This window comes from Mesorhizobium sp. NZP2234 (assembly GCF_013170765.1).
GTDB lineage: Bacteria > Pseudomonadota > Alphaproteobacteria > Rhizobiales > Rhizobiaceae > Mesorhizobium > Mesorhizobium loti_D.
In genome coordinates this window covers 4,232,233-4,258,548 of record NZ_CP033364.1, presented here as the reverse complement: position 1 = coordinate 4,258,548, position 26,316 = coordinate 4,232,233, and the positions used below count along the sequence as shown (strand labels likewise).

The 26,316-nt window shown below is 60.1% G+C and carries 16 protein-coding genes and 1 tRNA gene; 7 read left to right on the top strand and 10 right to left on the bottom strand.

Going from position 1 to position 26,316, the window contains the following annotated elements:
* Window positions 1-13 precede the first annotated feature (13 nt).
* Together EB230_RS20935 and EB230_RS20930 are read left to right on the top strand one after the other, a co-directional pair.
* Window positions 14-730 carry a Bax inhibitor-1/YccA family protein gene (locus EB230_RS20935; protein WP_056577346.1) on the top strand — a complete coding sequence of 239 codons (717 nt, stop codon included), beginning with the start codon at window positions 14-16 and terminating at the stop codon, window positions 728-730.
* A 177-nt stretch (window positions 731-907) separates the two neighbouring features.
* Complete coding sequence (locus EB230_RS20930) at window positions 908-1,792, top strand: aldose 1-epimerase family protein (RefSeq protein WP_172373888.1); 885 nt, start codon at window positions 908-910, stop codon at window positions 1,790-1,792.
* An 18-nt stretch (window positions 1,793-1,810) separates the two neighbouring features.
* Here EB230_RS20930 and EB230_RS20925 read toward each other — a convergent pair whose 3' ends face one another.
* The gene (locus EB230_RS20925; protein ID WP_172373886.1) at window positions 1,811-2,716 is read right to left on the bottom strand and encodes an agmatinase; all 906 of its coding nucleotides are present in this window, start codon (window positions 2,714-2,716) and stop codon (window positions 1,811-1,813) included.
* A gap of 195 nt (window positions 2,717-2,911) precedes the next feature.
* Here EB230_RS20925 and EB230_RS32710 point away from each other — a divergent pair, with 195 nt between their 5' ends.
* Complete coding sequence (locus EB230_RS32710; RefSeq protein WP_172373884.1) at window positions 2,912-3,382, top strand: hypothetical protein; 471 nt, start codon at window positions 2,912-2,914, stop codon at window positions 3,380-3,382.
* 468 nt (window positions 3,383-3,850) lie between these two features.
* On the opposite strand, the gene EB230_RS20915 is transcribed toward EB230_RS32710, so the two are convergent.
* The 7 genes from EB230_RS20915 to EB230_RS20885 form a co-directional block, all read right to left on the bottom strand.
* On the bottom strand, window positions 3,851-4,672 hold the full coding sequence (locus tag EB230_RS20915) for an MBL fold metallo-hydrolase (RefSeq protein ID WP_056577326.1): 822 nt from the start codon (window positions 4,670-4,672) through the stop codon (window positions 3,851-3,853).
* 3 nt (window positions 4,673-4,675) lie between these two features.
* Window positions 4,676-5,470 (bottom strand): TatD family hydrolase, encoded by a 795-nt coding sequence (locus tag EB230_RS20910; RefSeq protein WP_172373882.1) that lies wholly within the window; start codon window positions 5,468-5,470, stop codon window positions 4,676-4,678.
* Window positions 5,470-7,023 carry a methionine--tRNA ligase gene (gene metG, locus EB230_RS20905; RefSeq protein WP_172373879.1) on the bottom strand — a complete coding sequence of 518 codons (1,554 nt, stop codon included), beginning with the start codon at window positions 7,021-7,023 and terminating at the stop codon, window positions 5,470-5,472. The genes EB230_RS20910 and metG overlap by 1 nt, the downstream gene beginning before the upstream one ends.
* A gap of 138 nt (window positions 7,024-7,161) precedes the next feature.
* Window positions 7,162-8,217 carry a DNA polymerase III subunit delta' gene (locus EB230_RS20900; protein ID WP_172373877.1) on the bottom strand — a complete coding sequence of 352 codons (1,056 nt, stop codon included), beginning with the start codon at window positions 8,215-8,217 and terminating at the stop codon, window positions 7,162-7,164.
* Entirely contained in the window at window positions 8,214-8,888 is a 675-nt protein-coding gene (gene tmk, locus EB230_RS20895) for a dTMP kinase (RefSeq protein WP_056577315.1), read from the bottom strand. The genes EB230_RS20900 and tmk overlap by 4 nt, the downstream gene beginning before the upstream one ends.
* Window positions 8,889-9,027: 139 nt before the next feature.
* Window positions 9,028-10,191, bottom strand: coding sequence for a D-alanyl-D-alanine carboxypeptidase family protein (locus EB230_RS20890; RefSeq protein WP_056577312.1), 1,164 nt, complete (start codon window positions 10,189-10,191; stop codon window positions 9,028-9,030).
* A 98-nt stretch (window positions 10,192-10,289) separates the two neighbouring features.
* The gene (locus EB230_RS20885) at window positions 10,290-11,519 is read right to left on the bottom strand and encodes a septal ring lytic transglycosylase RlpA family protein (protein ID WP_172373875.1); all 1,230 of its coding nucleotides are present in this window, start codon (window positions 11,517-11,519) and stop codon (window positions 10,290-10,292) included.
* A gap of 427 nt (window positions 11,520-11,946) precedes the next feature.
* On the opposite strand from EB230_RS20885, the gene EB230_RS20880 reads away from it, so the two are divergent.
* Window positions 11,947-12,237, top strand: a complete 291-nt coding sequence (locus EB230_RS20880) for a hypothetical protein (protein WP_172373873.1) — start codon at window positions 11,947-11,949, stop codon at window positions 12,235-12,237.
* Window positions 12,238-12,494: 257 nt separating this feature from the next.
* Here the strand turns inward: EB230_RS20880 and EB230_RS20875 are convergent, their stop codons facing one another.
* Window positions 12,495-12,737: a hypothetical protein gene (locus EB230_RS20875; protein WP_056577303.1), complete on the bottom strand. Its 243-nt coding sequence runs from the start codon at window positions 12,735-12,737 to the stop codon at window positions 12,495-12,497.
* Window positions 12,738-13,113: 376 nt separating this feature from the next.
* Here EB230_RS20875 and EB230_RS20870 point away from each other — a divergent pair.
* From EB230_RS20870 to EB230_RS20860, 3 genes are all read left to right on the top strand, one after another.
* A tRNA-Ser gene (locus EB230_RS20870) sits at window positions 13,114-13,203 on the top strand.
* A gap of 847 nt (window positions 13,204-14,050) precedes the next feature.
* Window positions 14,051-14,368 carry a hypothetical protein gene (locus EB230_RS20865; RefSeq protein ID WP_172373871.1) on the top strand — a complete coding sequence of 106 codons (318 nt, stop codon included), beginning with the start codon at window positions 14,051-14,053 and terminating at the stop codon, window positions 14,366-14,368.
* Entirely contained in the window at window positions 14,365-14,559 is a 195-nt protein-coding gene (locus EB230_RS20860; protein ID WP_172373869.1) for a hypothetical protein, read from the top strand. Before EB230_RS20865 ends, EB230_RS20860 begins: the two co-directional genes overlap by 4 nt.
* 939 nt (window positions 14,560-15,498) lie before the next feature.
* Here the strand turns inward: EB230_RS20860 and EB230_RS20855 are convergent.
* Window positions 15,499-26,106, bottom strand: coding sequence for a DUF4214 domain-containing protein (locus EB230_RS20855; protein WP_172373867.1), 10,608 nt, complete (start codon window positions 26,104-26,106; stop codon window positions 15,499-15,501).
* Window positions 26,107-26,316: the final 210 nt, after the last annotated feature.

Below are 26,316 nucleotides of genomic sequence, written 5' to 3'. Positions count from 1 at the left end.
AAGGAGACTGCAGATGAACACGCCCAATCTGGGATATCGCGTTGGCACCGGCGCCCAAACCGGGGCCGTCTTTGACGAGGGCCTGCGTCAGCACATGCTGCGCGTCTACAACTATATGGGCCTTGGCCTCGTGGTCACCGGCCTTGTCGCCTTCTTGGTGTCGTCGACGCCGGCGCTCTACGTGCCGATCTTCTCCAGCCCGCTGAAGTGGGTGGTGATGCTGGCGCCGCTCGCCTTCGTCATGCTGTTTTCGTTCAAGATGCAGACCATGTCGGCGGCCAGCGCCCAGATGATGTTCTGGGCCTTCTGCGCGGTGATGGGCCTGTCGCTCGCCTCCGTGTTCCTGGTCTTCACCGGAACCAGCATCGCGCGCACCTTCTTCATCGCCGCCACCATGTTCGGCGCCACCAGCCTCTATGGCTACACGACCAGGCGCGACCTGACGCAGTTCTCGTCGTTCCTGATCATGGGCCTGATCGGCGTGGTGATCGCCAGCATCGTCAACATCTTCCTTGGCTCGACCGCGCTGCAGTTTGCCATCTCGGTGATCGGCATCGCCGTCTTCATCGGCCTGACCGCCTGGGACACGCAGACGATCAAGGAACAGTATGCCGAGAATTTCGACGCGGAATCGCGCCAGAAGCTCGCCGTCTTCGGCGCCTTCTCACTCTACCTGAACTTCATCAACATCTTCCAACTGCTGCTGAATTTCACCGGCGAACGGGAGTAACGACTGTCCGCTGTGGGCAAGGGTGGGGTTCTCGCCCTTGATGCGGAGAGGTGGCCGGAGGAGAGATCCTCCGGCCACAATTCGTTCCGGCCCAATCCGTTCCGACAAGACCCGGCTTGAGTCCCCGGGAGCTTTTGCTAGTCTGCCGCCAGCTTCAACGCCGGCCCGCGAGGACATATGGCACAGGACAGCCAAACGCTTCGTGGCGACGGCATCTCGGCTGTCATAGTCGGGCAGGGCGCCGAACTGGTTTCGCTGCGGGATGCGCAAGGCTTTGAGTTCCTGTGGCAGGCCGGTCCAGAGTGGCGGCGCCATTCGCCGGTGCTGTTCCCGATCGTCGGAAGGCTGAAGGGCGACCAACTGCGCCATCGCGGCCGCACCTATCCGATGACGCAGCACGGCTTCGCCCGCGACAAGCCGTTCACCTGGGAGGAGAGGGGGCCTCGGTCCTGCACGCTGATCCTCACCGACGACGCCGACACGCGCACACGCTACCCCTTCTCCTTCCGCCTCGCCGTGACCTACGCGCTCGACCGCCAGCAGCTTGGCGTGACCTTCGAGATCACCAACACCGGCGACGAGCCATTGCCCGCTTCGATCGGCGCGCATCCGGCATTCAACTGGCCATTGCTGCCGGAATTGCCCAAGGAGGCATATCGGCTGACCTTTGCGGAGGCCGAGCCAGCGCCGATCCGCCGGCTGAAGGATGGCCTTTTGCTCCCGGTAGCGCGGCCGACACCCATCGAAGGCAAGACGCTTCCACTGTCCGAACGCCTGTTCGATGACGACGCCGTCATTCTGGACAGCCCCGCCAGCACCAGGGTGCGCTACGCCGCCGACCATGGTCCTGCGATCGAAATGTCATGGCAGGGTGCAGAGGAACTGGGAATCTGGTCCAAGCCGGGCGGCGCGCCGTTCCTGTGCATCGAACCTTGGCACGGCATTGCAAGCCCGGCCGATTTCGACGGCGAGTTCAGCGAGAAACCTGGCGTGATGCTGATCGAGCCGGGAGCGAAGCGTTCTCTGGGGTACCGGATCAGCCTGGAGCAGGGGCGGCGGTGATCAGAGGAAAGCCGGTTCTCAAACCTGCCGGACGATTGCGCCGATCACATTGACGAGAAGGCGCGCGGCGGTCAGGGCCGACATTCCGTCGACATCGGCGGGCGGATAGAGTTCGACAAGGTCGAATCCCGCGATCCTGGCCCGCTTGCCGAGGCCCGCGATCAGGTCGATCACCTGCGTGTAGGTGAGGCCGCCGGGCGTACGCGCCGCCACGCCCGGCATGATGCCGGGATCAAGGCTATCGCAGTCGAAGGTGACGACGACCCTCGCGCCTTCCGGAATATGCCTGAGCGCCGCTTCCACGCCTTGTGCATGAATTTCGCGGGCGGTGACGAAACGGCTGCCATAGTGCCGCGCCGCTTCGATTTCAGCGAGGCGTGCACTGCCGACGCTGCGCAGGCCGACCTGCACCATGCCCGCGACATGTGCCATCTCGCTCGCCCGCCGCATCGGGCTCGAATAGCCGTAGCGCTCGCCATGCACCTCGTCGCGCCAGTCGATATGGGCATCGATCTGCAGGATCCAGACCGGTCCGTGATCGGCAAAGCCGGCAAGGAACGGAATGACGACGGAATCGTCACCGCCAAGCAGGATCGGTATGGCCGGCAAGGCCAGGACCTCGCGCGTCTTCGCCTCGATCCGGGCACGGTTGCCGGCTTTGTCGTGCAGGATGGTCGAGATGTCGCCGGCGTCGACGCAGCAGACCGGCTTGCCGTCGAACAACGGACCGCCGAGATCGAAATCCCAGTGCTCGACGAGCGGAGCATCACCCTGGCTGGCTGCGCGTATGGCGTCGGCGGCCAAGGCATGGCCGCTGCTGTCCTTGCCGGGATAGGTGCTGCCATGACCGGCTCCGAAGATCACCGCACGGGGCGTGCGGCCGTCGGCGAGGCGATCGGGAAGGCCGAGAAAGGATGCGGTCATTCTTCGATGGTCCTGAATATGCGTTCCAGCGCGTCAGCGGCTTGGGGTAGGCTAGTTGCTTCATCGGTTCGATACCACCACCGAAATCACCAGCCGAGCCGACGCGACACCTGGACGGTTGCAGCCAAGTTCGAACGGGGTTGCGCCGACCGATCGGGGGCGCCTAAGTCAAACTTTGAGTGACTGGAGTGAGCAATGAACCCTGCAACAATCGAGATCTACCATCCACGCGGTGTTTCAAATTTGGGCCAATGGGACATCGGTGGTCTCAAGCTCAAAGTCTATGGTCTGGTGGCGGACAACAAGAAGGTCGATAGGCCGATGGTGACCCTGGCGCAGTCATTCGTGCGACAGGACGTTCTGCCGCGTGTGGCGGATGAGGGCGACGACAATGGCATGGGCTTTGTCATCATTCATCCTGGCGAGCTCGGCGTCTCCATCTCGGCCCACTGGTGGATACAGGGCTCGGTGCTTTGCCAGCATATCTACAGGAAGCTGTATGCGGCCATCGAGCCCATGGATACGGTGAAGAGACCTGTCATCGCCTGTGTTTGGGAACTGGCCTTGATAAACGCCGAGCAAGAGGCCTGGCGAAGGACGATGATGAAAAGCGGGCCAAGTCCATCTGCGTACATGGATGCTCGAGCTGACTTCAGGGCGGCGTAAAGGGGTACATCGATGTCAAGGCGATACGAAGCAACCGCCATGTCTGAAAGTCGCATAAGATAGATTATGGAACTTACGGACGTGAGCAGCGCGACAATGAGGACCGCAGGCCGGAATCCGGCCGGATACGACGCTGATGGCGCCAGGCCGGTTTGCCGCAGGAAATCAGCGCGATGTTGCTCCACGGTGCACGGCATACGGTGCGCTTACCGACAGATGAGGCAGCCCAGATGCCACCGCCATCCGACCTGGATTTCCTCACCAGATCGTCGTGGCCATGGGCCAGTCAGTCACGTTCGCTCATGGCTGCGGCCTTCCAGCTGAAAAAGCCTCGGCCTGCATCAGCCTTGGTCAGCCTTGCCGCGCCGATTGCCACGGAACCTCCATGCCCGAAAGGTCTAGCTAGGCTTTCCGGCTTCTACCCCAGCTCGAACGATTTCATGACCTGCGGTTCGCGAGAGAATCGATCTATCGTGCTGATTCATAAGGGATTTCGATCATCATGCCGTCATAGGCAGGCGCTACGTTGGCCGGCGTCTCGGCCATTACGGTGGCATAGTCGAGCGGCACGTGCATGTGGGTCAGCACGGCATTCCTCGGCGCCAGCTTCTCGATCCAGCCGAGCGCCTGGCCGAGTGACAGATGGCTGGGGTGGGTTTTGTACTGCAACGCGTCGATGACCAGCATCTCCAGGCCGCACAGCCGCTCGGCGGTGGCGTCGGGAAAGTCGCTGATGTCAGGGCAATAGGCCAGGGCTCCAATGCGAAACCCGAGCGAGATGATGTCGCCATGGACCTGCGGCAATGGTTCAAGGGTGAGGGCCCCCCCCTCTCCTTCGATCACCACAGGCTTTGCGTGGTCGATGATATGGGCATTGACGATCGGCGGATAGGAACTGCCGGGTGGTGTCTCGAAGCAGTAGCCGAACGCCTGGCGCAGCCGCAGCATTGTCGGCTCGTCGGCGTGAATATCGATCCGCTGGCGCTGATCGAGGACGAAGCCGCGCAGGTCGTCGATGCCGTGGATGTGATCGGCGTGCGGATGCGTGTAGACGGCCGCGTTAATGCGCCTGACAGAGGCCATCAGCATCTGCTGGCGGAAATCGGGCCCAGTGTCGATGACGACGGTCGTGCGGTTGCCATTCGATGCGATCCGTTCAACCAGAACGGCCGTACGCATGCGCCGGTTCTTCGGGTTGTCCGGGTCGCAATTGCCCCAGTCGCCGGTGATGCGCGGCGTACCTGGCGACGAGCCGCAGCCAAGGATGGTCAGGCGCAGCCGGTCAGTCATCGATCAGGCGCTCAGATCGGCAGGTCGCGGCATCTTGCCGAACAGCCGGAAGAAATTGTTCGTCGTCAGATCGGCGATTTCAGCTTCGCTGACACCAATCGTCTCCGCCAGCACCTTGGCGGTGTGCGCGACATAGGCCGGCTCATTACGCTTGCCGCGGAATGGGATCGGCGCCAGGTATGGCGCGTCGGTTTCGACGAGCAGCCGGTCATGCGGCACGTCGGCGGCGACGGCGCGCAATTCGGCAGAGTTCTTGAAGGTCAGGATGCCCGAGAACGACACACAGCCGCCGAGCGAGACGCCCACCTCGGCCAGCCGGCGTCCGGAGGAAAAACAGTGCAGGATGAAGGGGAAGACGCCCTTCCCTGTTTCGTCCTCGAGAATGGCCGCCATGTCGTCATCGGCATCGCGCGAATGGATGACCAGCGGCAGCCCGGTCTCGCGAGCCGCCGCGATGTGATTGCGAAAGCCCTGCGCCTGCGCATCGCGCGGCGCCTTGTCGTAGAAGTAATCGAGCCCCGCCTCGCCGATCGCCACCACCTTCGGGTGATCGGCAAGACGAACAAGGTCCGATGCGGTGACATCGAGTTCTTCGGCGGCATTATGCGGATGGGTGCCGACCGAGCAGTAAACCTCATCAAAAGTTTCAGTGATTTCAAGGATTTGCTGAAACCGCTTTACGCGCGTCGAGATCGTCACCATGCGGCCGATACCGGCCGCTTTGGCGCGGGCGACAATGGCCGCCCGCTCCTCGGCGAAATCTGGAAAGTCCAGGTGGCAATGGCTGTCAACGAGCATCAGGCGTTCGCGCCTGGCTGTTCGACGTAACGCGGAAATACGCCTTCCGGCATGGGTAGTGCCGTGCTGGGCACAAGCGCATAGTCGGCGTGGACATGCTCGAAGTTACGCTGGTCCGCCGGCACCGCCAGCAGGTCGAGCAGCTTCGTCGCCGAACCTGGAATGTAGGGCTGGCACATCACCGCCAAGCGCCGCACCACTTCGGCTGTCGTCCACAGCACCGTTTCCATGCGTTCCGGATTGGTCTTCTTCAGGGCCCATGGCTCCTGCCCGGCGAAATAGCGATCAGCTTCCGACACCACGGCGAAGATCGCCGCCAGCGCCAGATGGATGCCTTGCTCGGCCATGGCCTTGCGCGCGATGGCCAGAGCGGCCACCGCCTGATCCAGGATCGTGCTATCGGCATCGGTCAGGTCTCCGCGCTTCGGCACCACGCCGCCACAGTTCTTGGCGATCATCGACAGCGAGCGCTGCGCCAGATTGCCGAGGCCGTTGGCGAGGTCGGCGTTGGTGCGGTTGACGATCGCTTCATGGCTGTAGCTGCCGTCCTGGCCGAACGGCACTTCGCGCAGGAAGAAATAGCGCACTTGGTCGAGACCGTAATGCTCGACCATGGTGAATGGGTCGATGACGTTGCCGACTGATTTCGACATCTTCTCGCCGCGGTTGAACAGGAAGCCATGGCCGAAGACGCGCTTCGGCAGCGGGATGCCGGCCGACATCAGAAAGGCCGGCCAGTAAACCGCATGGAAGCGCACAATGTCCTTGCCGATGATGTGGGCGTCGGCCGGCCAGAAACGCCATTTCCCATCATTTTCATCGGGATAGCCGACGCCGGTGATGTAGTTTGTCAGGGCGTCGACCCAGACATACATGACGTGCTTCTCGTCGCCCGGCACCGGCACGCCCCAGTCAAAGGTGGTGCGCGAGATTGACAGGTCCTTCAGCCCCGACTTGACGAAGCTCATCACCTCGTTGCGTCGCTCCGCCGGGCCGATGAAGTCGGGCTGACTTTCGTAAAGGGCAATGAGCTTGTCCTGGTAGGCCGAGAGACGGAAGAAGTAACTCTCTTCCTCGACCCATTCGACCGGCGTTCCTTGCGGCCCGTACCGGACATTGTCGGGACGGACCTCCGTCTCCTCCTCGCCGTAATAGGCTTCGTCGCGCACCGAGTACCAGCCGGCATAGCCGCCCTTGTAGATATCGCCATTGGCATCCATCGCCTTCCAGATCGCCTGCGAGGACGCGTAGTGCCGTTCTTCCGTGGTGCGGATGAAATCGTCATTAGAGGCGTTGAGCGCGATCGCCATGCGCTTGAAATCGGCCGCGTTGCGATCGGCCAGTTCGCGCGCCGAAATGCCTTCGCGCTTCGCCGTCTGCAGCATCTTGATGCCGTGCTCGTCAGTCCCGGTGAGGAAGAAGACCTGCTTGCCGTCGAGCCGCTGGAAGCGCGCCAGCGCGTCGGTGGCGATCAGTTCGTAGGCATGGCCGATATGCGGCTTGCCGTTCGGATAGGAAATCGCGGTCGTGATGTAGAATGTGTCGCGTGACATGAATGAACCGTCATGAATGTCTGAATGGAAGCCGTGGCGGTGGATATCGCATCGGAATGGCGATTGCCATCCCGGTGCCGATGCATGCCGCCCAAAAGTGGCCCCGGTTTTGGGCCAACGGCATGCACCAAAAGGCCGTCACATTCGCATCGCAGAATTCAGGCGGTCGATCATGGTCAAGGCGTGCTGCTTCTTGTCGAGATTGTAGGTGTCGGTCTCAGATATCGCGTCCAGCGCCTCATGCCAAGTGTCCGACAGCGTTTTCGCTCGTGCGAGGTCGCCTGACAGCGCTGCCTGGCTTGCGGCATCCGACAACAGGTCGAGCGCGCGGCGGTTGAAGATATCGAACTGAGTCGCCTGGTCGCGGCCGGCGACGCCTTCCGCGAGCCGATAGGCTCCGCCGATATCGGTCCTTCCGGCCGCCACCAGCGCATCGAGTGTCTGGGCGATTTCCAGCCCGCCATATTGCGTCAGCAGGATTGCATTGCGCACACTGCCCCCTGCCCGTTCGACCAGCGCTGCCCGGGCGGCCGGATCGTCCGGTGGCGGCGGCTCCGCGGTCTCCAGCACCGCCAGCAACTCGTTGGCGCCGAGCGGTGTCAGGCGCACCACTTGGCAGCGCGAGCGGATCGTCGGCAGCAGGCTGCCCGGCGCATGAACGATGAGAATGAACAGCGTTCGGGCCGGCGGCTCCTCAAGATTTTTGAGCAAGGCATTGGCGGCGTTGGCATTCATGTCGTCGGCTGGATCGACGATTACCACCCGGTAGCTGCCGTCATGCGAGGTCATCGACAGGAAGCGGCTGACCCGGCGGATTTCGTCGACCGTGACGACGGTCTTGAAGCTCTTGGTCTTGTCGTTCAGCGGCCGGGTCAGATGCAGTACGCCCGGATGCGCTCCGGTCGCGATCTGGCGAAACAGCGACGAGGCCGGATCGGGAACGGCAAGGCTTTCCGGCGCCTGTGCGAAGTCTGGGTGCTTCAACAGGTGATGCGCAAGATGGAAGGCCAGCGTCGCCTTGCCGATGCCGACCGGCCCCGCGAAGATCAGCGCATGTGGCAGCTTTCCGGATCGATAGGCGGCGGCAAGCATCTCGGCGGCCTGTCCGTGCCCGACCAGGCGAGGCGTTTCGGCCGGCTCGGGCACGCCGTCCAGCGTATCATGCTGTTCCGGCGCGATGCGTTCGAAGATCATACCGGTGCGGCCTGCCTGTTGCGCGCGGGCGCCCTCGCCTCCAGTGCCGCGAACACGGCGGCGGTGACGACATGCTCCACCGTATCGGGATCGGCGGATGCGTCGACGACGATGCAGCGCTCCGGCTCGGCCGCGGCGATCGCCAGGAAGGCTTCGCGCCGGGCCTGATGGATGGCCAGCGTCTCCTTTTCGAAGCGGTCGGCGCCGGCGTCGCTGCCGCGCCGCAGGGTCGCGCGCCGGAGGCCCTCGGCCGGATCGATATCGAAGACCAGCGTGATGTCGGGCATCATGCCGTTGATGGCGACCTGTTCGAGCGTAGCCATGAATGCCGGGTCGATTCCGCCGGTGACGCCCTGGTAGACGCGCGAAGAATCCAGGAAGCGGTCGCAAAGAACGATGGAGCCATGCTCGACCGCGGGCCTGATGACCTGTTCGACATGGTCGGAACGGGCGGCTGCGAAGAGCAGTGCTTCCATCTTCGGCCCGAATGGCTCCGCGGCGCCCGAAAGCAGCACATGCCTGACCGCTTCCGCGCCTGGCGAACCGCCCGGTTCGCGGGTGACGAGGACATCGTACTTCTTGGCGCGCATCTTCCTTGCCAGCCGCTCGATCTGCGTCGACTTGCCTGCGCCCTCGCCGCCTTCGAAGGTGATGAAAAATCCGCGCGCCAATCGAAACGGCCTTTGTCCATGTTGGAGTGGATTGTTGCGCTCTAGATAGTCCGCGTTCGGCGAAACGTCCATGCCGTCAGATTTTTGCTTTCATGCATGTCTTTGTCTCAAAACCGTGGCCACTTTTGAGCGAAATGCATCAGCGCAGCCAGCCGATCGCCAGTTCCTTGACGGCATCGAGCGCGCGCTGCGGCAGCGTGCCGACGCCGATCGATTCGGCGGCGAAAAGCGGTGTCTCCTGGCTCAGCGTGTCGCCGATCCAGACGCGCAGCGCACCCACCGGCTGGCCCTCCTCCACCGGTGCGGCGACCGGGCCATTATAGACGATCCTGGCCGTCAGCTTGTCGCGGTTGGTGATCGGCAGGAAGATGGCGATCGGCCCTTTTGCCTTCAACGTCACGCCGGATTTCGCGCCGCCAAAAACCTGGGCCTCGCCAACCACCTCGTCCTTGGCGAAGATCTCGGTCTTCTCGAAGGAGCGCGCGCCCCAGTCGAGCAGCTTTCGCGCCTCCTCGGCGCGTTCCTTGTCATTGGCGAACCCGCTCATCGCCGCGACCACCCGGGCGCCATTGTGGCTGGCCGAAGCGACGATGCCGAAGCCGGACGCCTCGCTCGCACCGACCGCCAGGCCATCGGCACCGATATCCATGGCCAGCAGCGGATTGCGGTTCCTCTGCGAGATCTTGTTCCAGGTGAAATCCTTCAGGCCATAGTAGCGATAGAAATCCGGGTAATCGCGCCACAAATGCAGGGCCAGCTGCGCCAGTTCGCGCACGGTCGTCTGCTGGCCGTCGGCCGGCAGGCCGGTCGAATTGACGAAGGTCGATGTCTTGAGGCCGATCTGGCGGGCGCGCTCGGTCATCTGCGCGGCAAAATTATCCTCTGACCCGGCCATGCCTTCGGCGATGACGATGCAGCCGTCATTGGCGGCCTGCACGGTCACGCCCTGGATCAGGTCCTCGAGCCGGATCGCCGATTTGAGCTTGGCAAACATCGTCGATGTTCCCGACGGCGCGCCGCCCTTGCGCCAGGCGTTTTCGCTCACCACGAACGTGTCGTCGAGCTTGAGCCGCCCGGATTTGATGGCGTTGAAAACCACTTCCATGGTCATCAGCTTGGCCATCGAGGCCGGTGGGATGGGCGTGTCGGCGTTTTTGGAGAACAGCACCGTGCCGGTATCGGCATCGATCATGAAGGCCTGTGTGGCCTTGGTCTCGAACAGCTGCGCGTGGGCCGGGGCAAGGGAAATCAGGAGACCGAGAAGAAAAAACCCGGCAAAAGGCTGAAGCAAGCGAAACTGCATGAAATTCGACCCGTTGGCCGGTCCCTCCGGCAAGCCCGCGAAACTATCGGGCTTTTTCCGGGACGGATCAACTGTTCAGCGGAAAACCGGCTCGTGAATCAGTTGCGCACGGCCAGTGCATCGGGCGCGCCATGCGACCATGCCGCCTCCAGCAACTCGTCCAGGCCGCCATGGCCGTTCGGATAGAGATTGACCGCATACCAATCATTGCCGTCGAGATCGGAACGCTGGATCTCCGTTCTGCCGAAGGGTTGAAGTGCCGCTGCCACGCGCTTGGCTTCGGCGGCATCGTCAAACGTGCCGGCGGCGACATAGTCGGCGCTGGACGGCGTTACTTGCGGATTGGACTTGTTCCACGACCGCAGAATGTCTGCGGGCGACATGCCGTTGTCGTCGAGTGCGGCAAAGACATCCGCGCGCCGCACGCGTTCATCCGCGTAGGACAGCGAGGCAATCGCGAATGGCGACTGCGGCGGCAGGCCGATCTCCGGGCGCTCGGGAACGATCGGTCCGAAATCGGGCAGCGCCAGGTCGCCCAGGGCCGGCGCCTGCGCAGACAGAGCCTGCTGCGTGGCGAACGCCCCGCCGGAAGTCGTCAACTGACCCGGAAACGGTACGGCTGCCGCACCCACGGGCAGGCTTGGCGACGGTCCGTTCATGGCCACCATGACGCCGGTTGGCAGGCCATCCGACGGATCCGGAATCCGGTTGCCTGGATGGTAGGATGCCATCAGATACTGGTCGTCGTTGCCATCAAGCGGCGCGCGGCCGACATACTCCACCTTCACCTCGGCGGTGCCGACATTGGCGTAATCGAGCATTTGCGCCGCGCGCTCCGAGACATCGATGATGCGGCCCTCGTGATACGGCCCACGGTCGTTGACGCGCACGATGACGGAGCTGCCGGTCTTGAGATTGGTGACGCGGGCATAGCTTGGCAGCGGCATGGTCGGATGCGCGGCCGTCAGATGCGTCATGTCGTAGACTTCGCCATTGGCGGTCAGCCGGCCATGGAAGGCGTCGCCGTACCACGAAGCCAGGCCGACCTTGGCGTAATGCCGATCTTCCTTGGGATAGTACCACTTGCCACGAACCTGGTAGGGCTTGCCGAGCTGGTCGCGACCGCCTCCGCGCCGCATGAAATTGGCGCGCGGGCTCGCCTTCACGCCATATTCGGTCTCGGCGAAATATTCCTTGGAACGAGGCTTGGGATTCACCATCGCTTTCGGCTCGGGCTGCGACGCGCAGGCTGCCAGCAAGGCAGCCGACGCAGCAAGCAGCGTAAGCGTTGAAGCGCGACGAAGACGCGGGCGCGTCGTAGCCTGCATTTTCCTGAAATCCCCTACAGTCTCAATCAAGACGCCGTTGTTCGAACAACAGAGGAGCCAAAGCACTCACTCGACGATATCAACGACGCCCTGAACCCCGATCCTTTGTGCGCAGGAATTGCTTATTACGGTATTAACCGATTGTGGCCGGAACCGGGCAAGATTGTGGCAGTACTTGCTGCGTGAGCAACCGCTTCTTTCCGGGCTCAAAACGTCCCCAATCCAACTGCGCGAACGGGGCAGTGATGAGCGGGCTTGCGTGTGTGGACTTCTTAGCCGTCGCATCGGGGAGCAACTACGGCCCGGATTGTAGGGTGGCACCAGACAAAACCGCCGCCATCGGCAGTTCTGCACAGTCGTCAAATGACGACTGTGCAGATTAATGCGCCTATTCTAGCCTTTGTGTGGGTTTGTTGGGGGGCGTACGATGCCAGTCTACGATGTCGCGGAAATGCGCTACGACCGGGTAATGAGATCCAAGGCCGTCGAAGCAAGCAATCGAGCCGCGGCTGCCGAGGCAATGACTGGCCGGGGATCCGCCTCCCAGAAATGGGGCAAGGAATGGATCCGCGTGATCGACGCGGACGGCGGGCGAGTGTTCGCCTACACAATCGCCCGGCGCAGCATGATGGCCGACGATAAGAATCGGGAGCCTCTGATGGTGATGGGATCAGCCCGTTGCCAAGCTTGGGGGGCAGGCAAAGGCAACGGGCTGTAGGGTGGTCTGTGCACACCCCGTGGAGCATCGATGGGCATCGCCGCTCCGACCATGCAGCCTACGAGACAATGCCCATATGCGCGACTTACGGATTCGTAAGGGTGCGCGTGAGGGACGTACGGCTTGAACCGTTTCGTCCAGCCGCCCGCCCCGGTCCTGGAGTGCTCCACTGGATGAGCGCGACTTCCCTCCCGGCGATATCCTGGACGGCCCTCAAAGGTAAGGGCCGCTACTCTGCTGTTCGCCTGAACCCGGCTTTAAAAGCCAGTCATGACCCACGGATTGGCGTCGTATCCCAGACGCGGCCTTCCCGGTGTCGTTCCATCAGGCAATTTAGTTGTTCCGGTCAAGTTGCAGTCCAGCTCCGGCTTCGGCTTCTTGCTCGAATGTTTCGTGGAGCACAGGGCCGCGGCATCGCTGACCGCGACCTTCTTCTCCTTGGCAACGGCGACACCGGTCGCAGCGATCACGAGTGCCGCGCAAAATATGACCACTCTCATCGTACTTCCCCACGGTTGCGCATCCCCAAGATGCTGGGGAGTGACGTTACGTCACTTTTATATTAGCGCAAGAGAATATTTAATCCTCAGCCCGCCGCTGCCACGCTTCCACGCCCTTCGACGCCCCCACGCACACAGATGTTTTCAGCCTACGGTCCCCTAGGCGAACGAGCGGGCCATCCGAACATCGGGATGACTCCAGACCTTTGCTCCCACGATATGCCAGGCATGCAGGCTGATGGAGCGGAGCAAGTTGACGTTGCGCTTCAGGCCGCTATAAGCAGCGAGCGAAAAGGCAAAACAGCTGCAAACTGCGTATCAACGGGCAATCCATGACCCCACGCAAATTGTCAAAGGGCAATGATTGCAGCTGCTTGGAGGGATGGCCGAGCGGTTTAAGGCACCGGTCTTGAAAACCGGCGTGGGCGCAAGTTCACCGTGGGTTCGAATCCCACTCCCTCCGCCATAACAATAACAAAATCAAGTAGTTAGGTGCTTGTTTCTGAATTATCATAACCCCTGCCCTAACCGTGGTGTAAGGCCGACTAGGCAGTCGGCAAGTCGTCTATTTCGCCAATGAGGTAAGCTTCCTCGGCTGTTAGACGCGCTGGCGCCAGCCTGCTGCCATGCACCACTGCGAACGTCGCCTCATCGTCAAAAATCCGCTCAACCACATAGTACCCGCGACCGCACGGTCCAGCGATAACGTGTGCCTTCCAGGTACCGTCGCTGACGCATGATCTTAAAGCAAATGCCGAGCGCCCTACCTTCATCGCTTCCACATTAACCGACATCGTATTCAAGTTTCGCTCCTCGTTGCGTGTTCGCCATCAACCGAATATGTTGATACCCCCGACGCCGACGTGCGTCAACAGAAAATGTTGATAGAATGACTCCTGCACAATGCCGCGCCGCCAGGGCTTTGCTTGATTGGACACAACCCCGGCTAGCTGAAGAGGCAAAGCTCGGTCTGTCGACAATTGTTGATTTTGAAAGGCAGCGCCGGAAGACCATATCCGGAGATGCAACAGGCTCTATGCGCGCCGCGCTCGAGGCGGCCGGGATTGAATTCATCGACGGAAATGGCGTGATGGTTCGGCCGTAAGAAAAGGCGCGCCGCAGTTACCACGCCACAGCACGCTTTGACCGTCGAGGCGTCGGCTTTCCGAAACCAGCCACCCCGATCCAGCAGGCCGCCTACGCGATAGATGGCCTTGCCAGCGCCGGCAAGCTTTTGTCGCTACCAATTTACCAATTTAGCGAGAAAAATCAGTGCGTTGACTTAGCGTGCGGGCTATGGAATCCATGTCGGTATGGACAAAATCTTCACTCTGGATGAAGTCGCAGCTTCACTTCTCATGACCCGCCGCGGCGTCGCGAAAGTAGCGAAGCGTCGCGGACTGTGCATGGTCAATGGTCGGATTTTGACGTTCACAGCGGACGATGTCGAAGGCATCAAGCAGGCGATGCGGCCTGCACCGATAGTGCCGATGCCAACACCAGTACGCGGCCACGCGGATGGCCGTGTAGGCAAAGTCCAGTCGGCGTCGCCAAAGCTGCGCAAGCTGTTACTCGAACGGTCCAAAAGGCCATGGGCGAGGCAGCGATTGAAGGAGGAATTCGGCGAATGACCGAAGCCGAAATGCTCCAACGTATCGAGGATTTGGAAAATAAGAGCGGCCAAGCCTACCAAGTGATCGGCGCGCTGCTTTGGCAGTGCGGCCTGCATGAAACGGCCGAAGGCACCCGCGCGCTCGATTACTTTTCGCAGGATGCCTATGACGATGATTTCTTGCCCTGGCCCAAAAGCGAGTTGGGATAAAGGCGCGCCCCTGCAACATCGGGGATTGAAATGACGCGTGTTTTCAAGTTGCGCGTTTGGCGGGGAATTTCATGCATGTGCAGACGTTTCTTTCTTGCCTTTGTGGTCAATACCGTGCGCCAATGCGGTTTCTCGAACACGTCGCCGATTTAAGCTGTCGCCGGCTTGTCCGCCATATCTCTAATATAGCTGGCAAAGCCATGTGCGGTGGTTTGTAGTCCGCTGTTCGATCTTTCAGTAGGTTGGCGGCGAAACCTTGAGGTGCTGGAGCCAAAGCGCGCTGGTCTGGTTCTTGTCGCGGCTGGCGCCGGCAGAGCCCGAGAAGAGCTGATTGCGGCTAGCTACACCTAAGGCCGCATCATAGTCGCTCAGATCGGCGCGCGGGACCAACTCCTTGTTAGGTACTTGGCGGTGCCGCCACACCGCGGCTTGCATCCAAGGCCACCGTACGAAGTTCAAATCTTCGATCGGTAGAGTTTCAGTATGAATGAAAGCTTCCTCCCCCTGAGTGCGGGCGCATAACCGTGCCGATCCTAAAGCGGCACTGGGTGGCCAGCCGACGCCCGGTGGGCCTCCAACCCCATTGCGGCAAAAACGGTGACAGGGCTCTTGGGGTCTTTGCGCCGTTCAAGAACAGAGGCGGAGACAAATTCGAATTCCAGAGAATCTTCCACTTATGATGGTCATTTTTCCCGCCACGGGCGCTACATCCGTTCTTCCAAATTGGATCGATCTTCGGTGGCTCCAGTCTCGGTGTGAAGGCCATTTCAAACAATCGTATTTCCAAGTCGCTGAAGTCAGCTTTGGGGCGGATTCCAGACCGTCCGCTTTCGGAGTGATTCACCGAGAAGTCGACATCGCGCCTTTGCGCCAGCTAGCGGTGCTTAGGCGGACAGTGGACGTAATGCCGTGGGTATTCAGCCAATGGCATCATTCATTTCAAGCCGCCATCCAGGTCTGCTGCATGGCCGCAGCGATCGTACCGACCTGGTTCGGATCGCCAAGCCTAGGATCGTTGGGACGCATGCCAGAACCGGTCGGCGACGTCGCGGGATCGAATCCCGCCATGGCGGCGACCAGAGTTGCCACGTCGGACGAATGCAGCACCTTGCCGTCACCAGATTTAATGGTCTCGACGACATTGCCGGGTCCCGCGAACCAGTTGCTGACCGTCACCTGATCAGTCGTGCCAAGTACCGAGACAACAAGGTTGCTGCCCTGTTGGGCAAACCAAAGCTCGTTCCAGTCGATGCCCGAGCCGAAGTCCAGTTCATCGTCGTCTGTGAAGGACCCCGATTCAACGATGGTGTCTGAGCCGTCCCCTGCCCTGAAATGATACTGATCGTTTCCAACGCCGCCGGCCAGCGTGTCACTGCCAAGACCACCATAAAGGACATCGTCGCCTGCGCCGCCGTTAAGCGTCTCATTACCCGTAAGTCCAAACATGATGTCCGCCTGCGAGCCGCCGGCGATTGTTCCGCCCGCAGTCCGCGCGACAAGGAAGTTCATTACTCCCAATCCATCCAGCTTAAGGTTTTCGACGCGGCCAGGCTCTAGCGCCTGCTGTGACAGGACAACTTTGTCGCCAACAGGGCCGCCGCCGATCGTGATCGCCAGATCTTCGCTCAGTCCACCAGCCCACGTAAACGAAAGGTCGTCGGCTTTGATGCCTCCTTGGAGGACGAGGGTTGAGGTTCCAGTGCCAGTAGCCTTCAGCAGGCTGTTGCTGGCAGTCTGCCAATAGTAGCCCCCGAGCCAGGTATTGACGGTCCCGCCCGCCTGTACACCTATCGCACTGGCAGCGGCAATATCGGATGCAGCGGTTGTAACCGGCCACTGGTAGTTTTGTATGCTGTCAGCGCCATCGCCGCGGCTGAAAACATACTGGTCGTCGCCGCCCCAGCCCCACAGATAGTCATTGCCCTTGCCGCCAACCAGACGGTCATTGCCATCTCCTGCATAGAGGATATCGCTACCGTCACCGCCATAAAGGATGTCATTGCCGGCACCGCCCTCGAGTCTTTCATTGCCTGCCAAGCCAAACAAAATGTCGGCGTTCGCGGTGCCAGTTACAGTCGCGCCGGCACCAGTGGCAACCGCGAAACTGGTCGCGGCCAAGCCATCAAGAGCCAGCTTCTCGATACGACCAGGCGCGGTTTTGTATTCGCTGATCGTTATGGAATCGCCAGCGCCGCCGGTGTAGATCGTCAGATCCTCGCTGTTTCTGGTCCAGGCAAACGATAGATTGTCAAGTGTGATACCCCCCTGAAGGGTAAGGGTCGACGTACCGCTGCCTGTGGCTTTCAGAAGGCTGTTGGCTGCGGTCTGCCAGTAGTAGCCGCCGATCCATGCGTTGACGGTCCCGCTAGCATTCACCCCCAATGCATTCGCGGCGGCGATATCGGCCGCTGACGTGGTGACGGGCCATGTGAAGTCGGTCAGAAGATCGGCCCCATCACCGGGACGGAAGACATACTCATTGCTCCCGTCCATTCCCTGGATGTTGTCATTGCCTTTCCCACCGACCAGCCGGTCGTTTCCGTCGAAGGCCTGCATGATATCGTTCCCGGCACCGCCATAAAGGATGTCATCGCCACTGCCGGTGCTAAGCCAATCATTGCCTGAGAGGCCGAACATGATGTCATTGCCAGTACCACCGTAGACAATTGCCCCTGACGCTGGCGCCACGTAGAAATCCATAGCGGCCATCCCGTCAAGCTGAACCAATCCGACGCGCGCCGCGTCCACCTTCCATTGGTTGATCGTGATGCTATCGCCAGCTGGTCCACCGGCGATATCTATCCGCAGGTTGTCGCTGGCAACGCCGCTCCAGGAGAAGGAAAGATCCTCGGCCTTGATACCTCCCTGCAGAACCAGCGTATCCGATCCGGCTGTCACCAGCTTCAACAGGCTGTTGCTACTCGTTTGCCAATAGTAGCCACCGACCCACGTGTTGACGATCCCGCTAGCCGAAACACCAAGTGCTTGGGCCGCACTGATATCTGCTGACGCAGTGGTGGTCGTCATTACGAAGTCTTCGATGATGTCAGCACCATCGCCGCGGCCGAAGACATATGTATCGTCCCCGTCCTGACCATTTTCGTAATCGTTGCCAATGCCGCCAACAAGGGTGTCATTGCCTGATCCACCAGCCAGCGAGTCATCACCGGCCCCGCCGTTGAGCGTATCGTTTCCACTTCCGCCGCTTAGTGAGTTTGCCGCCGAATTTCCGGTCAGAACGTTGGCAGAGCCGTTTCCGAAGCCATTGATTGCCGCCGTACCCATGAGCGTCAAGTTCTCGACATCGGCATCGGAAATCGTGTACGTCACCGAGCTCAGCACCGTGTCGGTGCCCTCGCTGGCGTTCTCGATAACCTGGTCGCCGGCATCGTCGACCACATAAGTGTCATTGCCGGCATTGCCCTTCATGATGTCGGCACCGGCGCCGCCGTCGAGAAGATCGTCTCCCGCTCCGCCGTTAAGGGTGTCGACGCCGGCTCCACCCTGGATGTGATCGTCGCCGGCGCTGCCCGTGATGGTGTCGTTGGTTGTCCCGGTGGCGATGAATTCGACGCCCGTGCCGGTTGTGGTCCCAGTTCCGGTGGTTGCATTTGCGACGACGACCGAAGTGGACTTACGATCGGCGCTCACATCTGTGGTCACCGTTTGCGTGATAATCCCGCTGGCGTTGTAATCTGTCACAACCTTACGGATCGATCCATCGATGCGGGTTACAGCCGTTTCGCGGTGTTCGTAGGTGCCGTTGTTGTCGGCATCCTTGAGCAGCGTGGTCGTCAAACCATCAGCGCTGGTGGTCAACGTGCCTTTGGCGATGACGGTCCCGCCGTAGTTTTTCTCGGTAAAAGCTGTCGATACTGAGCCGTCGATCTGCTGTTGGGAAACAGCTATGACCTCATAACCCGTCAGATTCGGGGCGTTACTAGGAGCTGTCGACGGGTCCGTAGCATTGCCGTCATAGTCAAAATAGCTCGTCGTTGTAAGTCCGTCCGAGCTTGTCTTCATGACGATATTGTTGGCTATCGCCTGCTTCCAATAAACCAATCCTGGAATAAGCTTTGAAACATCCCGTGCGATAGCCTTATTGTGAATAGTGTCAACCACCGAGCCATCGAGATTGGTGAACCTGTTATCTGAGATATCCCAGTAGTTATCCTGGTCATAATCGACGCCATTGAATGAGTACTGACCATCGTCGGTATCCATTGTCCTGCCGATGGCGATTACGCTTCCTGCGGTTCCGTTCACATCGATTGACGAAGTTTGATACCCCCCGTCACCCAGCACTTTCGCGGTGTTTGTTCGCCGTTGATCAACCGTTCCGTCGCCATTGAAATCCCAGTCGGAAACGGTCGTAAGGCCATCGGCGCTTGTGGTAACCTTGGTTTCACTTGTTTTATGATTAGCCGAGCTGAAATCATCGATAACAAGCGTGACGGACCCATCGACCGCCCTGGTCGTCACTTCCGTCTGGTCGACAGTGCCGTCACCATCGCTGTCGCGTGTGATCGATGTCTTGCGTCCGTCACCGCTGGTAGTCGTAACCTGGCTATCGAGCAAAACGCCGGAGGTGGTTTGCCTCTTGACCGTTTCGATGATTGTGGCGTCAGAGAGTATCCGTCGGTCAGAGATCGTAATTCTGTCGATACCCACCGTGCCGTCTATGTCCTCCTGTGTCGTTGCAGTTCTACCGTCGACACTGGTGGCGGTGATGAATTTCGACAGCTGCGAACCATCGGCTTTGAAGTTGGTGACGGTTCTTGTCTTCGTTCCGTCAGCATTGATCGTGGTAACGTTGGTTGAATCCTCACTGAGGGGATTGGCGCCAAATAAATCCCAATTGGTGGTGATCGAAAGGCCGTTTGCGCTTGTGGTCGTAGCGAGCGCACTGGTTAACACCGAGCCATCGAAACGGCTAACGGTACGCACATTCGAACCATCGGCGTTGAGCGCGGTAAGGTCCGTCTGCCTCTGGGGGAAATTGCCGTCGTTGGTCGGAATACCAGATTCCGTTGTGATGGAAAGACCATTACCGGTAACGGTGACTCTCGCCTCGTCCATTAGGGTAAGACCATCCGACGCATACTTCTTGATCAGATTTGTTGTTGACCCATCTGTCCCAAGTGTGGTCGCGCTAGTGATTTTTCCGGTGATCCCGGCTACATATTGGTTTAGCGTTGCGCCATATACTGTTGAAGTAACCAGCCCGTTCACGCTGACGGTCGTGGCCTTGCTGGTAGTCGAGGACGTTCCTGAATTGCTATTCGGCCCTGTCGTGGTGGTCGTCACACTTCCATCGGGGGCCTCTGTTGAGGTGGTAGTGATGTCGATCGTACCATCTCCGTTGACGTCTTTGGTGATTGTGGTGGTTAGCTTGTTGGCGCTGACCGTTGTAACTGTGCGGCTCTCTAAAGTCCCATTTGCCTTTTTGCAGTCGATCGTCTCCGTCGTGCTGCCATCAGCGTTAAGCAAGCTCGTGTCGACTTTCGAGCGGCTGGTGGTCGTGCCGACTGCCGCCCAGCTTGTCGTCTTAGTCAGCCCGTTGGCGCTGGTGACAACCGTGGTCTTGTCCTTCACGGCGCCGGCACCGTCGAGATCGGTTATGGTCTCGGTCTTGCTGCCATCGGCGTTGAGCACGATGACATCGGTCGTCGATTGGTCAATCGTGCCATTGCCGTCCAGATCGGCGGCAACCGTGGTCGAAAGGCCATTGGCGCTCAAGGTCTTGGTCGTGGACGACGTCAACACACCGGCCGCGTAGGTGCGATTGACCGTTGTGGTGGAACCGTTGGCATTGAGAACAGTCGAATTGGTTTCATCGACCACACCATCCCCATTGACGTCTCTGCTCATCGTCACCGTGTTGCCGTCGCCGCTGGTGACGGTCTGATAGAGGGCGATCTGGGCGTTGCTGGCATTCTTGACGGTCACCGTGTCGGTTTTCGAACCATCAGCGCCGAGCGTTGTGGTCGCGGTGCTGGTCCGGTCGATCGTGCCGTTGCCGTCGAGGTCGGCCTGGACTGTCGAGGTCAAGCCATTGGCGCTGGTCGTAGTGATGGTCTTGCCAATCAAAGCGCCTGTTCCGGCAAGCGCGGAAACGGTCCTGGTCGTCGAGCCATCGGCGTTCAGAACGGTGATGTCGCTGGACTTGCTTTCGACAATGCCATTACCATCGGCGTCGCTCTGGCTGGTCACCGACAAGCCGTTGCCGCTGGTGGTGACGACGCGTTTAGTGAGCAAGGTGCCATCGCTGGCAAAGTCTTGTAGCGTCTCAGTCTTCGAGCCGTCGGAGTTCAAGACCGTGGAGTCGTTCACGGTTTCAGGTGCGCATCCGGACACACTCGAGTTGGCCGACGCCCAGTCAAGTTCCGCATTCGCATTGTGCGAATGGCCTTCCGCGGATTCAATAATGCCTTGGGCGACAGCCGCGCGCGATGTGCCGCCATTGAGCGCGTTGACCCAATTGGTCAGGCCGCCGGAATCAGGAGTTCGACCGAGGGCATTCTGGTAAAGCAGCGTGACAAATTGTGTGTTATCGAGCGACCCATACCTTTGTTGGAATTCAGCGGAATTTAGAAAGCTGTTGATCAAAGTCGCTTCCGACGTTCCGCTCTCCAAAGCGGAAAGCTGAGTCTGGAAGCCACTTTGATCCGGATCGTGACCAAGGATCGCGTGATAGATCCTGTAAATCGTTCCCTGATTGACGTAGTCAAAGGAATTCTCTTCAAAGACTGTCGTTTTGGTAAGTCCATCAGCGTTGACAGTCGTTGTGCGCTTGCTCGTATAATCCCCATTCATTGCGACATCCATCGCAGCAATCTTGGTCGAGCCGTCGGCGTTGCGCACGCTGACCTGGGTCTGGTCGGCATGCCCGTCTCCGTTGGCATCGATCGTTGTCGTGACCGTCTTTTGATCGGCGCTGGTGGTCACCGTGGTCTTGGCCAGCACCGCACCACTGGCGCTGGTAGTTGTCGAGGTCACAGTCTTGCTGCCGTCGCTGCCAAGGACGGTCACGGTCACTGTCGTGCGATCCACGGAGCCGTCAGCGTTGATATCGTCCTTTTCGGTCTGGGTAAGGCCGTTTGCGCTGGCGGTGTCAGCGGAACTGCCGATCAGCGTGCCGTTGGCGCTCCTGGTCGTGACGGTACGTGTGCGATTGCCGGAGGCGTCGATAGCCGTGACATCGGTGACGACGGTGTCATAGGTGCCGTCGCCATCGATGTCGATCTTGCTGGTCAACGAAAGACCGTTGGCTGACGCCTGGTCGAAGGTCCTGCCGGCCAATGAGCCATCAGGGTTGTAGATATTGTTTGTCGATGCGGTGACGCCGGCGCCATCGACGACGATCGTCTTGACGGTATCGAGATGACCGTCGCCATCGGCGTCGGTCGCGATTGAAGCGGTCTTTTGGTCGGCGCTGGTGCTGGTGGTGAAGCTTGAAAGCAGCGAGCCGTCGCGGCTTTTCACCTGCAGCGTCTCGCTCTTGCTGCCATTGGATCCGAGAAGTTTCACGTCGGACGAGACGATATCGAAAAGCCCGTCGCCATCGAGATCGCTTGATGTCGTCACCGTGTGCCCATCTGCACTGGTGAACGTCACGATCTTGTCGATCAGCGCACCGGTGCCGGTCAGGTCCGAGACCGTGCGGGTTTTCGAACCATCCGCATTGAGAACGGTGACATCGCTGGATTTGCTTTCGACGACGCCGTTGCCGTCAGCATCGGTCTGAAGATCGACACGCAGCCCATTCGCCGACACAGCGGCGATGTTCCTCGCCAGCAACGTGCCGTTGCTGGCGGTCGTCGAGGAGGTGGTGGTGCGGGTGCCCGAGGCAGCGATCGCAGTCACGCCTTGGATAATTGTGTCATAGACACCGTCGCCAGTCACATCCTGCTTGACGGTCCTGGTCAACCCGTCACTGGACATACTGGTTTCCGTCTTGCCGTGCAGTACACCGTTGCTGTCGGTGTCGGACACGGTCGTGACCTGGCTGCCGTTTACATTGACGATATCAACCACCGTGCGGTCGACCTTGGTGTCGCCATTGGCGTCGATCTTCGTGGTTGTTGTCTTTCGGTCGGCGCTGGTCTTGACCTCGATTTTGGAAAGCAAGGCGCCGCTGGCGCTGGTGGTCGAGGACGTCACCGTACGACTGCCATCGCCGGCGAGAACTGTCGCGGCGACAGTCGTACGGTCGACTGTGCCGTTGCCGTCGATGTCGATCTTTTCGGTCTGCGTCAGGCTATCGGCACTGGTGGTGACAGCGGAACTGCCGATGAGAGTGCCGTTGGAACTCCTTGTGGCAACCGTACGCGTGCGATTGCTGGAGGCATCCGTGGTCGTCACATCGGTGACGACGGTGTCATAGGTGCCGTCGCCATCGATGTCGGCCTTGCTGGTTAAAGACAGGCCGTCGGAGGAAGTCTGGCCGTAAGTCCTGCCAACGAGCGAGCCGTCCGCATTGTATTGGCTGACGGTCGAGGTCGTCACGCCCGCGCCGTCGATGACGATCGTCTTCGTCAAATCGACATGCCCGTCGCCATCGGCGTCGCCAGAGATCGAGATCGTCTTGAGGTCGCCGCTGGTGTTGGTTACGGTGCTGGATAGCAAGGTGCCGTCGCGGCTCTTGACCTGCTGGGTCTCCGTCAGGCTGCCGCCGGCGCCGACCACCGTCACATCAGTCGAGACGAGATCACCTTGTCCGTCGCCATTCGAATCTGTCGAGACCGTCTTGGACAGCCCGTCGCTGCTGGTGGTGGCGACAGTCTTGCCCATCAGCACATTGGTCGAGCTGTAGGTTGAGACCGTGGTTACCGTTGAGCCGCCGGTACCATTGGTGATAGCGGTCACGTCGCGGGTTTCATAGATGCCGTCGCCGTCGAGATCGCGCGAGACGGTGCGTGTGCGGCCATCGCCACTGGTGACGGTCTGTTCGCGATCGATCAGCGTGCCGCCGCTTGATGTATCGGCAACCGTCTCGGTCCTGGCGCCGTCGCCGGCCACGACCGTCGTCTCGGTGCTGGTCAGATCATAAGTACCGGTTCCAGTTGAATCGCTCTGCACGGTCTTCGTCAGGCCGTCGGCGGAAGAAGTGGTGATGACCTTGCGCAGCAAGGTGCCGTTGATGCTGCTTTCGGACACCGTGGTGGTGGTCGAGCCGTCGGCATTCTTGACAAAGACCTGCGTCTGGTCGGGGACGCCATCGCCATCCTGGTCGAGCGCCGTCGTCACTGTCATCTTGTCGGCGCTGGTCGTCGTGGTGGTGCGCTGAGCCAGCGAACCGTCGGTGTTGAAATCACTGACGAAACGCTGACGCACGCCCGCCGTAATTGTCGTCACGTCGGTCTGCGAGCGCTCATAGGTGCCGTTGCCGTCATCGTCGAACTGTGTCGTCGTCGACAGGCCGTCGGCGCTCACCGTGATGCGGTTCTGGAAGGCCAGCGTGCCGTCCTTGTCGTAGCCACCTAGCGTGGTGGTCTTCGAGCCGTCACCATTGGTGACCGTCGAACTCTTGACGATGTAGCCATTGGCGTCCGAGGCCAGCAAGGCATCGCCGACAGCGCCGGTCGACCCGTCGGTTTTTGTATAGGTCGCCGTACCGGTGATGGCCGAACCATCGGCAAAATTCTGTCCGCTGCCCGTCGCCGTCAGGCCGATTGAGGCAATGCCCAGCGAGGCCAGCGACACCAACTGGCCATTGACCATGATCCTGAATTCGGACCAGCGGTCGTCGCCGGCGTCAAGCAGGCCATTGTGGTTGGTGTCGAAGACGCTTTTCAGCGCATCGAGATCGCTGGTCGCCGTCTGGTCCCATTCGGTGAAGACGAATTCGCTGGAGCGGCTGATCTTGCCGTCGCCATCGGCATCGAGCACCAGCACGCCATTGCCGGCGCCGGCCCAGGCTGTGCGATGCTGATAGCCGTCGCCTTCCAAGTCGAGGAACTGCGACGACGAGTCCAACGTATTGACGGATAGGCCATTGCCGTCCAGGTCGAGGAGAACGGGATGGCCGTTCCAGCCATTGCCTCTATCTCCGGTGACCCCGCTGGGATGGCCGAAGTGGTCGCCGACTGGTGTAATCCCGTTGTGGCTGTCGCCCGAACCGTTAGAGCCGGCATTGTTGGTGTGATCCGATTTGCCCCCGGTCGTTGCCGTTACATTAGCAACCCGCATGTTCAAGTTCGGGTCTTTTACATTCAAATTTTGCTGTGCTGCATACGTTAGAGCCTTCGCCCGAGCTGCCGCAGGCGACAATCCTTCGGCCAACGCCTGTTGTGCAACCGCGCCAACTCTATCGATCGGTGCAGAGCGATCTGTGTAACCCAGACCCGGGACGTAAACAAATTCAGGGGCCATTATGAGTGTGGCCACCGCGCGAACACGGGGAGCTTGAGCAGGACGAGGGCGCGGCCTAGCAGTTGGTTTAGGAGCCGGATTGTATCCGATTGGGCTGTATATTTGTGGGTTGTAGGGATCCCAGGATGGCACGGCGTTAAAGGCAGGGGGCGCCGGAGAAATATCAGAAATCGGCAGTCCCCCCAGAAAGTTTTGGTCAGGAGCGTATTGTGGTGAGGCAGCAGGGGCGCTCCATGAATCGTATCGTGCCGTATCTTGATTGTCTCTCAAGGCGCTGGGCGCAGGGCTCGAAGTCGCGCTACTGCCGAAGTAACCAGAGGCGTTGACGTTGTTGGGTGTATTTGCGTTTGTACGATCGCCACCCATGGCCGGGCTTCCAGATCTGTCTGGGGCACGAGAATCACGATCCGTCGACGCATTATATCCGCCGCCGAAATAGCCGGGAGCGTTGGGATTGTTGGGTGTGTTCGGGCTGACATAGCCGCCGCCGAAATAGCCGGGCGCGTTGGGATTGTTGGGTGTGTTCGGGCTGACATAGCCGCCGCCGAAATAGCCGGGCGCGTTGGGATTGTTGGGTGTGTTCGGGCTGACATAGCCGCCGCCGAAATAGCCGGGCGCGTTGGGATTGTTGGGTGTGTTCGGGCTGACATAGCCGCCGCCGAAATAGCCGGGCGCGTTGGGATTGTTGGGTGTGTTCGGGCTGACATAGCCGCCGCCGAAATAGCCGGGCGCGTTGGGATTATTGGGTGTGTTCGGGCTGACATAGCCGCCGCCGAAATAGCCGGGCGCGTTGGGATTGTTGGGTGTGTTCGGGCTGACATAGCCGCCGCCGAAATAGCCGGGCGCGTTGGGATTATTTGGAATATTCGCTATTTGCAGAGCATTCTTCGCATTGATGCCGTCTTCAATGGCACCTAGAGCATCCAACATGTTTTGCACCGCCTGCTCATCCGCAGGAGTTCGGTTGGTCAGCCCATCCAAGAAATCTAGACCGATGGCAGTTTTGTTGAGAGCCTGAGAGGGCCTGTGCTCTCGAGCCGCGGCGGCGTCCTCCTGCCGGTTCGCTTCATCCAGAGCGTCACGAGCAATATCGTAGTAAGACGGTCCCGCAAAAATGTCCCTGAGATTCTCAGTGGTTAGGTTACCGACCCACCGGCCAAAACTACCGAACAAGCCACCTATCGCCCTGACACCATTGTCAAATGCGGTGACGGCCCCCGGGGTCTGTGTATGCGTAACTCGACCGGTTTTGTCAGTCCCAACCATTTCGATCCCTCAGCGCCAGGTATTGCGTTCAGATTTGATTAAAATTCAACTACTTAATCACACTTTCGTTTCACTTCGCTTAAGAATAGGGCGAGTTTTCCTCTAATAAATTCCGAC

Coding starts and splice junctions, on each gene's coding strand:
- EB230_RS20890 (WP_056577312.1), bottom strand. CDS start 10,191: ATGCAGTTTCGCTTGCTTCAGCCTTTTGCCGGGTTTTTTCTTCTCGGT.
- EB230_RS20930 (WP_172373888.1), top strand. CDS start 908: ATGGCACAGGACAGCCAAACGCTTCGTGGCGACGGCATCTCGGCTGTC.
- EB230_RS20900 (WP_172373877.1), bottom strand. CDS start 8,217: ATGATCTTCGAACGCATCGCGCCGGAACAGCATGATACGCTGGACGGC.
- EB230_RS32710 (WP_172373884.1), top strand. CDS start 2,912: ATGAACCCTGCAACAATCGAGATCTACCATCCACGCGGTGTTTCAAAT.
- EB230_RS20925 (WP_172373886.1), bottom strand. CDS start 2,716: ATGACCGCATCCTTTCTCGGCCTTCCCGATCGCCTCGCCGACGGCCGC.
- EB230_RS20865 (WP_172373871.1), top strand. CDS start 14,051: ATGGACAAAATCTTCACTCTGGATGAAGTCGCAGCTTCACTTCTCATG.
- EB230_RS20915 (WP_056577326.1), bottom strand. CDS start 4,672: ATGACTGACCGGCTGCGCCTGACCATCCTTGGCTGCGGCTCGTCGCCA.
- EB230_RS20860 (WP_172373869.1), top strand. CDS start 14,365: ATGACCGAAGCCGAAATGCTCCAACGTATCGAGGATTTGGAAAATAAG.
- EB230_RS20935 (WP_056577346.1), top strand. CDS start 14: ATGAACACGCCCAATCTGGGATATCGCGTTGGCACCGGCGCCCAAACC.
- EB230_RS20910 (WP_172373882.1), bottom strand. CDS start 5,470: ATGCTCGTTGACAGCCATTGCCACCTGGACTTTCCAGATTTCGCCGAG.
- EB230_RS20885 (WP_172373875.1), bottom strand. CDS start 11,519: ATGCAGGCTACGACGCGCCCGCGTCTTCGTCGCGCTTCAACGCTTACG.
- EB230_RS20875 (WP_056577303.1), bottom strand. CDS start 12,737: ATGAGAGTGGTCATATTTTGCGCGGCACTCGTGATCGCTGCGACCGGT.
- metG (WP_172373879.1), bottom strand. CDS start 7,023: ATGTCACGCGACACATTCTACATCACGACCGCGATTTCCTATCCGAAC.
- EB230_RS20880 (WP_172373873.1), top strand. CDS start 11,947: ATGCCAGTCTACGATGTCGCGGAAATGCGCTACGACCGGGTAATGAGA.